The organism is Colwellia sp. MB02u-10 (assembly GCF_014077185.1).
GTDB lineage: Bacteria > Pseudomonadota > Gammaproteobacteria > Enterobacterales > Alteromonadaceae > Cognaticolwellia.
This window is the reverse complement of sequence record NZ_JACGVK010000140.1, coordinates 119,324-132,686: the sequence shown is the minus strand read 5'-3', so window position 1 is coordinate 132,686 and position 13,363 is coordinate 119,324. Positions and strand designations below refer to the sequence as shown.

10 protein-coding genes are annotated in these 13,363 nt (G+C 41.5%); 6 read left to right on the top strand and 4 right to left on the bottom strand.

Going from position 1 to position 13,363, the window contains the following annotated elements:
- Positions 1-76: 76 nt before the first annotated feature.
- Complete coding sequence (locus H4J59_RS18805) at positions 77-505, bottom strand: Lrp/AsnC family transcriptional regulator (RefSeq protein WP_182135777.1); 429 nt, start codon at positions 503-505, stop codon at positions 77-79.
- Between the two features lie 177 nt (positions 506-682).
- On the opposite strand from H4J59_RS18805, the gene H4J59_RS18800 reads away from it, so the two are divergent.
- The 4 genes from H4J59_RS18800 to glpG are packed head-to-tail and all read left to right on the top strand — an operon-like array spanning position 683 to position 4,126.
- Positions 683-1,897, top strand: a complete 1,215-nt coding sequence (locus H4J59_RS18800; protein WP_182241501.1) for a glycine C-acetyltransferase — start codon at positions 683-685, stop codon at positions 1,895-1,897.
- Between the two features lie 2 nt (positions 1,898-1,899).
- Complete coding sequence (gene tdh / locus H4J59_RS18795; RefSeq protein WP_182241500.1) at positions 1,900-2,928, top strand: L-threonine 3-dehydrogenase; 1,029 nt, start codon at positions 1,900-1,902, stop codon at positions 2,926-2,928.
- Positions 2,928-3,260: a thiosulfate sulfurtransferase GlpE gene (gene glpE, locus H4J59_RS18790; protein WP_182197347.1), complete on the top strand. Its 333-nt coding sequence runs from the start codon at positions 2,928-2,930 to the stop codon at positions 3,258-3,260. Before tdh ends, glpE begins: the two co-directional genes overlap by 1 nt.
- On the top strand, positions 3,224-4,126 hold the full coding sequence (glpG, locus tag H4J59_RS18785; protein ID WP_259369600.1) for a rhomboid family intramembrane serine protease GlpG: 903 nt from the start codon (positions 3,224-3,226) through the stop codon (positions 4,124-4,126). Before glpE ends, glpG begins: the two co-directional genes overlap by 37 nt.
- Before the next feature lie 220 nt (positions 4,127-4,346).
- Here glpG and H4J59_RS18780 read toward each other — a convergent pair whose 3' ends face one another.
- Positions 4,347-4,727 carry a flagellar basal body-associated protein FliL gene (locus tag H4J59_RS18780; RefSeq protein ID WP_182241499.1) on the bottom strand — a complete coding sequence of 127 codons (381 nt, stop codon included), beginning with the start codon at positions 4,725-4,727 and terminating at the stop codon, positions 4,347-4,349.
- A gap of 312 nt (positions 4,728-5,039) precedes the next feature.
- Here H4J59_RS18780 and H4J59_RS18775 point away from each other — a divergent pair, with 312 nt between their 5' ends.
- The gene (locus H4J59_RS18775) at positions 5,040-5,606 is read left to right on the top strand and encodes a chorismate lyase (protein WP_182241498.1); all 567 of its coding nucleotides are present in this window, start codon (positions 5,040-5,042) and stop codon (positions 5,604-5,606) included.
- Positions 5,607-5,618: 12 nt separating this feature from the next.
- Entirely contained in the window at positions 5,619-6,479 is an 861-nt protein-coding gene (gene ubiA, locus H4J59_RS18770) for a 4-hydroxybenzoate octaprenyltransferase (protein WP_220469888.1), read from the top strand.
- A gap of 148 nt (positions 6,480-6,627) precedes the next feature.
- Here ubiA and H4J59_RS18765 read toward each other — a convergent pair whose 3' ends face one another.
- Both H4J59_RS18765 and gltB read right to left on the bottom strand, forming a co-directional pair.
- A complete protein-coding gene (locus tag H4J59_RS18765) occupies positions 6,628-8,115 on the bottom strand; it encodes a glutamate synthase subunit beta (RefSeq protein ID WP_182241497.1) in 1,488 nt (495 codons plus the stop codon).
- A gap of 20 nt (positions 8,116-8,135) precedes the next feature.
- Complete coding sequence (gene gltB, locus H4J59_RS18760) at positions 8,136-12,743, bottom strand: glutamate synthase large subunit (protein ID WP_182241496.1); 4,608 nt, start codon at positions 12,741-12,743, stop codon at positions 8,136-8,138.
- Positions 12,744-13,363: the final 620 nt, after the last annotated feature.

The window sequence follows — 13,363 nt, the reverse complement described above, 5'->3', positions numbered from 1 at the left end:
AGTATACCTAGCGACTGCTGAACTTTCACTTTAATCTCGGGTATGGGCTGATATTAATCTCGTGTATAAGCAGATATTAACGTTTAAAAATAGTATCAAGAATAATGGATGAATTAGTTCTGGCTACGCCTTCAAGTGAACAAACCATGTTGAGTACTTCATTTAGCTTCTCTAAGGTACTCGCTTGTATTGACACTAATAAATCGTATTCACCACTAATGGAGTATATATGACTGATTTGGTGAACTTTTCGCAAGGCTAAGCAGATAGTTTTTCGCAAATTGGGGTTTACTTTTAATGACACATTAGAAGTAATTAATTGGCTGGTATATTCACGGCCTAAAACGACACTATAGGCTTCAATAACATGATTATTTTCAAGCTTATTCAGTCGGTTTTGTATCGCCGTTCTTGAAACACCGGTTGCTCTGGCTATGTCAGACACACTGGCCCGAGCATTGAGCCGTAATATTGACAGTAATTCTTCATCTTTTTCAGTTAACAATGGGCATTCCTAAAATGGCAGAAAGCAAGAAAACAGCCATAATATTACACTTTGACATAGTTATATGTCAATTTGACTATAAAAAAAGGCAAATTATTAAGTATTGTCACTTTTTTATGTCATGGTCAGGGCGGATAATACCACCATTGAAAGACTTTTATTTTTTAAGGAATTAATGTGACCGATTCTGCTAGCACCCATAATTTTTATGCCCATTTAACCGCGCAAATAAACCAAGTAAAAGAAGACGGTTTATATAAAGCTGAACGAGTAATAACGACGGCGCAACAACCACAAATGGCGGTTAACACCGGCGAAGCTGTCGTGAATTTTTGTGCTAACAACTATTTAGGCTTAGCAAATCATCCCGCATTAATTGCCGCCGCTAAACAAGGTTTAGATGAGCACGGTTTTGGTATGGCTTCAGTGCGTTTTATTTGTGGCACACAAGACATTCATAAAACCTTAGAGCAAAAATTAAGTACCTTTTTAGGTATGGAAGATACTATTTTGTATTCTTCATGTTTTGACGCTAACGCCGGTTTGTTTGAAACCTTGTTAGGGCCTGAAGACGCTATTATTAGTGATTCACTTAACCATGCCTCGATCATTGACGGTGTACGTTTATGTAAAGCAAAACGCTTTCGTTATGCCAATAATGACGTCGCTGAACTTGAAGCGCGTTTAATTGAGGCTGATGCCGCCGGCGCCCGTTTTAAGTTAATTGCTACCGACGGGGTATTTTCGATGGACGGCGTTATTGCCAATCTTAAAGCGGTTTGTGATTTAGCTGACAAATACAACGCCATGGTCATGGTTGATGACTCACATGCAGTAGGTTTTGTTGGTGAACAAGGCCGTGGCAGCCATGAATACTGCGATGTTATGGGTCGTGTTGATATTATTACCGGTACTTTAGGTAAAGCCATGGGTGGCGCATCAGGTGGCTACACTGCGGCGAAAAAAGAAGTGGTTGAATGGTTACGTCAACGTTCACGCCCCTACTTATTTTCTAACTCATTAGCCCCTGCGATTGTTAATGCCTCAATTACTGTCATTGATTTATTAGCCGAAGGTGGCGAATTACGCAAAACATTAAAAGACAACGCTGCCTACTTTAGAAGCCAAATGGAAGCCGCCGGTTTTACCTGTGCCGGTGCTGATCACGCTATTATTCCGGTTATGCTAGGTGATGCCAAAGTAGCTAGCGCTATGGCTGATCGATTATTAGCTGAAGGCATTTATGTTATTGGCTTCTCTTTTCCTGTCGTCCCTAAAGGCCAAGCGCGTATTCGTACACAAATTTCTGCTGCTCATACCAGAGCTGAATTAGATAAAGCCATTGAAGCCTTTGTGCGCATTGGTAAAGAAATGAAAGTGATTGAGGGTTAAACATGAAGTCATTAGCGAAATTAAAGTCTGAACCTGGTATTTGGATGACAGACTCACCTATACCGGAAGTGGGTCATAACGATCTGCTGATCAAAATTAAAAAAACCGCTATTTGCGGTACCGACATTCATATTTATAACTGGGATGAATGGGCACAAAAAACTATTCCTGTCCCTATGGTTGTTGGCCACGAATATGCCGGTGAAGTGGTTGGCATGGGTCAAGAAGTACGTGGTTTTGCCGTAGGTGACCGCGTTTCTGGTGAAGGCCATATCACTTGTGGGCATTGTCGCAACTGCCGCGCAGGTCGCACACACTTATGTCGCAATACGGTTGGTGTTGGCGTAAATCGTTCAGGTTCTTTTGCCGAATATTTAGTACTGCCCGCCTTTAACGCCTTTAAATTACCTGATGAAATTTCAGATGACTTAGCGGCTATTTTTGACCCCTTTGGTAATGCGGTTCATACCGCACTGTCGTTTGATTTAGTGGGCGAAGATGTGTTAATCACCGGTGCTGGCCCTATTGGTATTATGGCAGCAGCGGTGGCAAAGCATGTTGGTGCGCGTCATGTAGTGATCACAGACGTTAATGAATACCGTTTAGACTTAGCGCGTAAAATGGGTGCTTCTCGTGCGGTTAATGTCACTAAAGAAAAACTGACTGATGTGATGAACGATTTAGGTATGACTGAAGGCTTTGATGTGGGTATGGAAATGTCAGGGGTACCGATGGCGTTCATCGATATGTTAGACAACATGAATAATGGTGGTAAAATTGCTATGTTAGGTATTCCTGGACAGGATATGGCAATTGACTGGAGTCAGGTTATTTTTAAAGGCTTAACCATCAAAGGCATTTATGGTCGTGAGATGTTTGAAACTTGGTATAAAATGGCCACTTTAATTCAATCAGGCCTAGATTTATCACCAATGATCACTCATCACTTTAATATTGATGATTTTCAGCAAGGTTTTGATATCATGCGTTCAGGGCAATCAGGAAAAGTAATTTTAAACTGGGAAAAATAATGGCAAGTAGCGAAGAAGTTTTTAAACATATGCAAATCAGTGAACTGCATCAAACGTTAGCAAGTGATACACATGTGGTGGTGGATATTCGTGATCCAGCTTCGTTTCAATCGGGCCATATCCCTAACGCGATACATTTAAGTAATGACAGTTTAGCTGAATTTTTGCGTACTGCTGATTTTGACGCCCCTGTAGTGGTGTGTTGTTATCACGGTATTTCAAGTCAACAAGCGGCGCAGTTTCTGATCAGCCAAGACTTTACCGAGGTTTATTCTTTGGATGGCGGTTTTACTGATTGGCAGTTGCAACATCCGGATGCTGTTGCTCGCTAATGTTGCCACAAGCGCTAAGGCCCCTGGTAAAAGTCACCCAACACAATATTGCCTTACTGTTTTGCAACTACCTGAACACAGTTGATGTTCAGGCGCAGGTGCAAAATGAAGAGGCAGGTTTTGTTATCTATTGCCAAGCTGATAAATATGATTTTGCTCAACAAGAGTTTGAGCAATTTATCGCTGAGCCTTACCAAGCTAAATATCAGCAAGCCGCTTGGCAAAATAGTCATGTGACAGAGGTTAACTCAAGTTCTCCAGCTTTATTGAGCAGTTTTAAAACTCAGTTTTTTGCTCATGCTGGTATGGTAACCTCAGTGGTTTTCATCTTATGTTGGTTGGTTTTTCTTGCCAGTAATTTTGGCTGGGGCAATACAATATTTCATTATTTACAATTCTACCCACAACTAAGCTTTGATGCGGTATTACAAGCACCTCATCGGTTAATTGGGCCCGCTTTCTTTCACTTCTCATGGTTACATCTTATTTTTAATACTATGTGGTGGTGGCAATTGGGTGGTTCGGTTGAACAAGTGATGGGAAAAGCTAGCTTAGTCAAGTTACTGATTATTTCTGCACTGGTGTCTAATGTTGGGCAATTTTTTGTTGATGGACCTAACTTTGGTGGTTTATCGGGCGTAGTATATGCATTGGTTGGCTATGTATGGTGGCTGGGTTGGTTGCAGCCAGAAAAAGGGCTATCACTGCCTAAAGCCATTATTGGCTTTATGCTGTTTTGGTTATTATTAGGTTATACCAGCTTAATGCCGATTAATGTCGCGAACACCGCACATTTATTAGGTTTGCTCAGTGGTTGTCTACTGGCTTATATTCACGTTTTACAAGATAAAAAACACACTAGCTGATATGAGTAATACCTGCTGCATTCATTAGTTGATTGGCTTTATATGTAGGGACATCGCGAAAGGTAGGTATTTATTTAATCACTCGTGTGAGTAATGATTAAATAAATATCGAAGTTGTCACTTATTTTAAGCCATAGCTCACACAGTGAGTGAAATAGCTGTGCATGTGTTTTCATCAGACACTCTGAGCATTCATGATGGCTAGTTGATTGAGTAGCCTTTAGTTATCTAACCATTGAGTGAATAACAATTTTTTAATTAATGGCTTACCTGTTTCTTCTGCTAATAATTGTTTAACTTTCTCTTCACACAAACGCTGTATTTCATGGCGACCATTGATTGATTTTATTTTTGACTCGGGTTGTTGACCAAGAATATTAATAATGGCATCACGTAGCAAGGGTGCATGATGCTCAACAATCGTATAATTTACCGAGTCTTCAATCATCAACTCTACCGTTAGGCGAACATAGCCCATTTTTTTCTTAACGGCCACGTAATTAGTCACTATCGAAGGTTCGAAGCCAAAGTAAGCATAGTCAGTAGCTTTGGCAAAAGACGAACTGAGCAGTACTAAGATTAAAAAAATGGATATTTTCATACACTAAAACTCAAATTGATTAATAAATTAACTATTTATAGCAAACAGTAAATAGGTTGATTGCGACTAAATGATAACCTGAATTTTGATCATGCGTTGAGTTATTTAGCGATTTTTTGATCTGACGCTTATCTGACTGATATCAAACTGATACCTAATTAATACCTAATTAATAGTACTGGCCTAAAGTCGCTAATATCTACGGGCGTAAGTCAGTATGGTAAGTAAGCGTTATGCAATACGGGGAGTACACTATATTTTTGTCATGCTAAACGCTATCATACGTCGTTTTTCGTTAAATAGTTTTCAAGTATGACAACAGAGCATTCATTATTTCCTGTGCAAATGGTCGCAAACTGGCAGCCACCAGAAAACTTTACCCTGCCCATTAGCTTACGCGATTGGTTACTCGATCCTAGTTCATTAACCGCACGACTAAAATGCCATGGTCAACCATTTCGTGTCGAAGTGTTAGGCCAATGCATACAAGCCTGTGATGCGGTTGAAGCCAATGATGATATTACCGCGGGCGAGCAGGTGCTGGTTCGCGAAGTATTATTGTATTGTGACGATATTCCCCAAGTATTCGCCCGAAGTTTATTGCCTTTAAGCTCTTTAACTGGTGCTCAACAAGAATTAGCGCATTTGGGTACGCAGTCTTTAGGGCAGGTATTATTTAACCATCCCGATTTACGGCGCAAAAAAATTCAAGTGGCGGTGTTTGACCAAGACTCTAGTGTCGCTAATCTTGCCAATTATTTAGCCTTAAAAAACACGCCACAAACCCTTTGGGGCCGTCGTTCAGTTTTTGTACTTGATGATAAACCCTTAATGGTGGCAGAAATATTTTTACCTAATGCCATTGCCTATCAAAAATAAAAGAGTATTGCTTTGAGTAACTTGAAGAAAAAACTAAGTGCTATCACACAAATTACCCGTATAGATAAGCCCATTGGCACTTACTTGTTGCTTTGGCCAACTTACTGGGCCTTATGGATTGCTTCTGATGGTTGGCCGTCATTGCATATGCTAGTAGTGTTTAGCCTAGGTGTTTTTTTTATGCGCAGCGCTGGTTGTATTATTAATGATTATGCCGACCAAAAAATTGATGGTGCCGTTAAACGTACGCAAAATCGGCCGTTAGTCACTGGCGCTTTGTCGAGTAATGAAGCCTTACAGTTGTTTGCCACCTTCATTCTACTGGCTTTTGCCTTGGTATTAACTTTAAGTAACTACACCATTATGCTCTCTGTTGTAGCGGTTATATTAGCGGCCAGTTATCCGTTTATGAAACGTATAACTCATTTTCCACAACTAGTGTTAGGCGCAGCCTTTAGTTGGGGCATAATTATGGCTTTTGCCCAAGAGCAAGGTCAAATACCGGTTACCGCTTGGCTTTTATTTACCGCCAACGTTTTATGGACTACCGCATACGACACTATGTACGCCATGGTCGATCGTGATGATGATTTAAGAATTGGCGTAAAATCGACAGCGATCGTCTTTGCTGAACGTGATAAACGTATTATCTTATTTTTACAATTAATGACCTTAGGCTTATTATTTACCGTTGGTGATATTTTAGCCTTTGGTTGGCCTTTTCAGTTGTCGTTAGTGATTTCTGCAGGCTTTTTCTGCTATCAACAAATTTTAATTGCTGGCCGTGACCGCGACCGTTGCTTTCAAGCCTTTTTAAATAATCATTATGTCGGTTTAATTGTCTTTATTGGTGTGATGGTGGAGTATTTATAAGATTGTTAAGTAGCTTTGCCTATGCTCGCTATACCCTACATCCTGTTATGCGCCGCTCCTGCACATAAAAAAGTCCTAGCGTTATAAAAACGCTAGGACTTTTTTAATCATTAATCGCTTTACCCTCAAAGCGTTTGTCAGTGTTACCTTAAGGTAAGTAGCTACTGCCCATTAAGTAAGTGTCTACTTCACGAGCGCAACGACGACCTTCATCAATAGCCCAAACAATTAAACTTTGACCACGGCGACCATCACCGGCAGCAAACACGCCTGGCTTGCTAGTAGCAAATTTATCGTATTCTGCCGCTATGTTAGAGCGATTGTCTTGCTCAAGGCCGAACTGCTCAATTAAGCCACCTTCAGGGCCCATGAAGCCCATGGCGATGAGTACGATGTCAGCTGGAATAACTTTTTCACTGCCCGCCACTTCTTGTGGAAACATTTGGCCTTTGTCATTGCGCTGCCAAGTGATATGAACCGTATGAACCGCTTTAACATGACCTTGGTCGTCACTTTCAATTTTTTTAGTCATCACTAAATATTGACGAGGGTCTTGACCTTGAACGGCAATCGCTTCTTTTTGACCATAATCAACCAACAAACGTTTTGGCCATTCTGGCCAAGGATTTTCTGCACTACGTTGCCCTGGAGGACATGGCATAATTTCTAGTTGAATAGCGTTTTGGCATTGATGACGTAATGAGGTGCCAATACAATCAGTACCTGTATCACCACCACCAATAACCACCACATTTTTGCCTTGAGCATTAATGTACTGGCCATCTTTATGTTCGCTGTCGAGTAAACTTTTAGTATTAGCTTTCAAGAAGTCCATGGCAAAATGAACACCCTTAAGTTCACGACCTTCAACCGGTAAATCACGCGGTACAGTTGCACCAACACATAGCACAACAGAGTCAAAATCGCTTTCAAGTTGTTCTGCACTAATGTCTGTACCCACTTCGGTATTAGTGACAAACACTATGCCTTCTTCAGCTAAAATATCAACACGACGTTGCACGAGTTCTTTTTGCAACTTCATATTGGGGATGCCGTACATCAGCAAACCACCAATACGATCAGCGCGCTCATAGACAGTAACCATATGACCCGCTTTATTGAGCTGCGCCGCAGCAGCAAGCCCAGCAGGGCCTGAGCCAATAACAGCGACATTTTTACCAGTACGCGCTGATGGCGGCTGGGCAACGACCCAACCTTCTTTAAAGGCATGATCAATAATTTCTTTTTCATGCAGCTTAATGGCTACTGGGTCAGCATTGATACCCAGTACACAAGCACCCTCACAAGGTGCAGGACATACTCGGCCAGTAAACTCAGGGAAGTTATTGGTTTTATGCAATAAATCGATGGCGTCTTTCCAACGTCCTCGGTAAATTAAGTCATTCCATTCAGGAATAATGTTGTTTACCGGACAGCCGGCCACTACCGGAGCAAACTCTGATTTCGCTGACTGACAAAATGGCACACCACAATCCATACAACGAGAAGCTTGCTGCTCAACATCAGCCAGTGGTATTTCTTCATAGACTTCAAGCCAATCAATTAAACGCTCGCTTGGATCGCGTTCAGTTGGCAAGGCACGACCTACGTTGATAAATCCTGTTGGATTTCCCATAATATATTCTCCTTGGCAGCTTAAGCTTTTGCGCTAGCTATGTTGTTTAAATGGATATCGAATGCTTGAACGGCTACGTCATATTCTGACTCGAACTTACCGCTTTCACGTACGTCATTCATGTAGCCTTGCATACGCTTGTAATCAACTGGCATAACTTTCACGAAACGCTTAACGTTGTTGTTCCAATCGCTCAATAAGTCACTGGCAACATCTGAGCCAGTAGCGTCAAAATGCTGAGTAATTAAGGCTTTTAATTCGAGACTTTCAGCCTCGGTATCAACCGTTTCTAATGCCACCATTTCCATGTTGCATTTAGGGGCAAAGTCATTGTTCTTATCAAGTACATAAGCGATACCGCCCGACATACCCGCGGCAAAGTTACGACCCGTTGTGCCTAGGATGACGGCTTTACCGCCCGTCATGTATTCACAACCGTGATCACCAACACCTTCAACAACCGCGGTAGCGCCTGAGTTACGCACACAGAAACGTTCGCCCGCAATACCACGTATAAAAGCAGTACCTGAGGTTGCACCAAAGAAGGCAACGTTACCAATTAGGATGTTTTCACTGGCTAAAAATTTGGCTTGTTTGCTTGGGTATACCACCAGGTTTGCACCCGACAGACCTTTACCAAAGTAATCATTGGCATCGCCTTCCAGTTCAAAATGCAGGCCTTTAGCTGAGAAACAACCAAAACTTTGACCCGCTGAACCGTTGAACTTCACCTTAATGGTGTTTTCTGGTAAACCTTCAGCATGATATTTTTTAGAGATTTCATTAGAAATCATCGCGCCAATCGTTCTATCGGTATTGATAACATCATATTCAAGAGAAACGCTTTGCGATGAATCAAGCGCGGCTTGCGCATCTTTTATCATCTTGCGATCAATAATATCGTCAATCAGATGTTTCTGATTAATTGATTGATAAAGTGTTTCGTTCTTATCGCACTCTACTTTGTGCAATAACGGCGTTAAATCAACACCTTTGTATTTCCAATGGTCAACGTTTTCAAGTTGCTTAAGACACTGAGTCTGACCAACCATTTCCTCAATACTTCTAAAACCTAACTCAGCCATGATTTCACGTAAGCCTTCCGCCATCATGGTAAAGAAATTCACTAAAATGTCAGCACGACCGGTAAAGCGCTCTCGCAAGCCTGGATCTTGTGTTGCTACGCCAACAGGACAAGTATTTAAATGACACTTGCGCATCATGATACAACCTTCAACCACTAACGCAGTAGTTGCCATGCCGTACTCTTCTGCACCAAGCAAGGTTGCAATCGCTAAATCGCGCGGTGTTTTAAGTTGACCATCTGTTTGTACGGTAATTCGGCTACGCAGTTTATTACGTACCAAGGTTTGATGGGTTTCAGCCAAACCAAGTTCCCACGGCAAACCGGTATGTTTAATTGAACTCAATGGTGAAGCACCGGTGCCGCCATCGTGACCGGCAATCAGTACCACATCAGCATAAGCTTTGGCCACACCTGATGCGACCGTACCCACACCGGCTTCAGAGACTAATTTAACGTTAACACGGGCATCGCGGTTAGCATTTTTAAGATCGAATATAAGCTGCGATAAATCTTCAATAGAATAAATATCGTGATGTGGTGGCGGTGAAATCAAGCCAACACCGGGTGTTGAACCACGTGTTTTACCAATCCAAGCATCAACTTTATCACCAGGTAACTGACCACCCTCACCCGGTTTAGCGCCCTGCGCCATTTTAATTTGTAACTCGTCAGCGTTAGCCAAATAATGACTGGTCACGCCAAAACGACCCGAAGCAACTTGCTTGATGCGCGAATTCATCGAGTCGCCATTTTCTAACGGCGTAAAACGAATGGGGTCTTCACCACCTTCACCGCTGTTGCTCTTACCACCAATACGGTTCATCGCAATGGCTAATGTGGTGTGTGCTTCCCACGAGATTGAACCAAATGACATAGCGCCAGAGGCAAAACGTTTGAAAATGTTGCCAATCGGTTCAACTTCACTTAATGGAATTGAAGCGCGATCACTACTAAATTCAAGTAAACCACGTAAGGTAAAAGCTTCTTTACTCTGATCATCAACTGTTTTGGTGTATTGCTTAAATTGATTAGTATCGTTACTGGCGGTTGAATGCTGCAGTAAACGAATAACCGTTGGGCTAAATAGATGACGTTCGCCATCATGACGCCACGAGTATTCACCACCGGTTGGCAATAAGTTTTCAATGGCAATACGACTCGCTTCAGGGAAACCTTCACGATGGCGTAATAGCGCTTCTTGAGCAATTTGATCTAGGCTTAAGCCTTCGATTCGACTGACAGTACCCGTAAAATACTTATCAACAACTTCAGCGTTAATACCCAAGGCTTCAAAAACTTGCGCGCCTAAATACGACTGTAATGTTGAAATACCCATCTTAGAGAAGGTTTTCAATAAACCACTACCAACGGCTTTAGTATATTTGTCGGTGATTTGCGCATTTGATAATTGACTATCAAGTACGCCTTCATCACGTAAACCATACATACTTTCTAGTGCTAAATAGGGGTTTACCGCTGCGGCGCCATAACCAATAACAGTGGCAAAATGGTGCGTCTCGCGAATATCAGCAGATTCAAGAATAATGTCAGCGTAAGAGCGTAAATCTTCACGAATTAAATAATGATGCACAGCCGCGGTTGCTAATACCGATGGAATAGCGACATGATCACTGTCAACTTCACGGTCACTTAATATTAAGATGGCATAGCCGTCTTCAACCGCATTTTTGGCGTATAAACAAATCCGATCCAGTGCCTTTTTAAGTGCGCCAGCTTTACCACTCGCTTTAAAAGTAATACTAATAGTTTTTGATTGCAGATGATCATTATCAATATGCTGTAACTTTCGTAATTGCTCGTTGGTCAGTACCGGTTGCTCAATTTCAACTTTATGACAATGCGCGGCGGTTTCTTCTAGTAAGTTAAGTGACTTACCGATATAACCACGCAATGACATCACTAACTCTTCACGAATCGGATCTATAGGTGGGTTAGTCACCTGAGCAAACAACTGCTTAAAATAATGTGATAATTGCTGTGGACGATGTGACAGTACGGCTAATGGCGTATCTGTGCCCATCGCGCCTAATGGCTCTTTCGACGTACCCACCATGCCGGCCAGTATTAAATTAAGATCTTCACTGGTATAACCAAAGGCTTTTTGGATTTTACGCAATTCTGCTAATGGCGGCTGGGCAATAGAAGCCGCTGATACCGGCAATTGATCTAACTCAATTTTATTTTCTGCTATCCACTGACCATAAGGCTGTGCTGAGCTGACTTCTTGCTTTACTTCGTCATCACTGATGATGCGACCTTGCTTTAAGTCAGCAATGAATATTTTACCCGGTTGCAAACGACCTTTTTCAACCACGGTGGATTGATCAACACACAAGGTACCGGTTTCAGAACCCATAATTAAAGTGCCATCGTCAGTTAACAAGTAACGCGAAGGACGTAAACCGTTACGATCTAGCGTGGCGCCAATAACATTGCCATCGGTAAACGATAACGACGCTGGGCCATCCCACGGCTCCATAATACAAGCATAATACTCATAAAATGCGCGTTTGGTCGCATCCATATCTGTTTGAGTTTGCCATGCTTCTGGCACCATCATCATCATGACTTGCGCTAGCGAACGTCCACTTAGCACCAATAACTCAATGGCCATATCAAGATTGGCAGAGTCAGAGTTATCGTTATTACAAATCGGCGTTAACATTTTCAATTCAGCAGGGCTAAAATTAACTGAACTAAACAATGCTTCACGGGCATTCATCCAGTTAATGTTACCGCGTACGGTATTAATTTCACCATTATGGGCGATATAACGAAACGGTTGCGCACGACGCCAAGCAGGAAAAGTGTTGGTTGAGAAACGTGAGTGGAACATCGCCATACCAGAGATAGTTCGCTCGTCTTGCAGATCAAGATAATATTGGCGAACTTGCTGCGTGGTAAACTGGCCTTTATAGACAATTTTAGTTGACGACATTGACGTAACATAAAACTCGTCACGTTCTTCGGCAATAGTGGCATTAATTTTATGTGAGGTGTATTTGCGCAAAACAAACAACTTACGCTCAAATTCTTGTGCTGTTAGTTTTTCTGGCTTGGCAATAAACACTTGTTCTATGTTCGGCTCGCTGTCAAGTGCCGCAGCGCCTAACATAGAGTTGTCACCTGGGACATCACGATAACCTATCAAGGTTAAGCCCAAGTCAGTAATATTTTGGTTTAATATGCTTTTACACGCGTCACTTTGCGCTTTTGAGCGCGGAAAGAAAATCATGCCGACGCCGTAATCTCCAGCATCGGGTAAGGTAAAACCTAAGCTTGCAACTTCTGCGCTTAAAAAATCATGAGGTATTTGAATAAGAATACCGGCACCGTCACCGCTTTTCACGTCAAAACCTGTACCACCACGATGTTCCATGCAGCTCAACATAGTGAGTGCATTGTCAATAATATCGTGAGATTTTTTACCCTTTAGGTTGGCAACAAAGCCAATGCCACAACTGTCATGTTCAAACTCGGCACGATAAAGGCCTTGGGGTTTTTTACTCATATCATTCATTGCTCATTCCTATTTCATCAAGCGATTGCTATTAGCGAAATTATCTTTGCTAATTAAGTCATCTATTTTTAATGCTCAAAGTGTGCGCTACTGGTCCTTCAGAATATTACTTTGAATTTCTTGAACATCTATCGCAAAACTTCTACTGAGTCTTTATGAGACGATATGTCATTAATGAAAATCATTATTTAAAGCGGCCGGGAAAATTATATGTAAAATGGCTCTGAGTCAACTCTAATATGAATTTATATTCTAATTATTTGCATATAAATAGTGCTAAATTGATATTAAAAACTATTTACATTTGCCCTCCAAAGTCTTTAAATTTAATTTTACCACAGCACGTTAGCTATTTTATTTTTTTATAAGATACTCTTTATGCTGAATATATAGTTAAAAGTTAGCTTTACTGCAAAGAAAACCATTATATTTCCACAAGGATTTCATTCACTATAAATCGTCTCATTTTAAGTCATTTTCTACTAATATAATTTAGGGGTAATAAAAGTAATGCTCAGCCAGCCAAGTCATATTTTGGCTACATTTTCGTCTATTCAAGTTGTGGTCATGAGGCTGACTTTAGCCTTTTTGAGTGTTTTTTTTACTCACCACCCCAATAT

Bases quoted from the DNA above. Each gene is read 5' to 3' on its own strand.
- tdh (WP_182241500.1), top strand. From the start codon at position 1,900: ATGAAGTCATTAGCGAAATTAAAGTCTGAACCTGGTATTTGGATGACA.
- glpE (WP_182197347.1), top strand. From the start codon at position 2,928: ATGGCAAGTAGCGAAGAAGTTTTTAAACATATGCAAATCAGTGAACTG.
- H4J59_RS18780 (WP_182241499.1), bottom strand. From the start codon at position 4,727: ATGAAAATATCCATTTTTTTAATCTTAGTACTGCTCAGTTCGTCTTTT.
- H4J59_RS18775 (WP_182241498.1), top strand. From the start codon at position 5,040: ATGACAACAGAGCATTCATTATTTCCTGTGCAAATGGTCGCAAACTGG.
- H4J59_RS18765 (WP_182241497.1), bottom strand. From the start codon at position 8,115: ATGGGAAATCCAACAGGATTTATCAACGTAGGTCGTGCCTTGCCAACT.
- gltB (WP_182241496.1), bottom strand. From the start codon at position 12,743: ATGAATGATATGAGTAAAAAACCCCAAGGCCTTTATCGTGCCGAGTTT.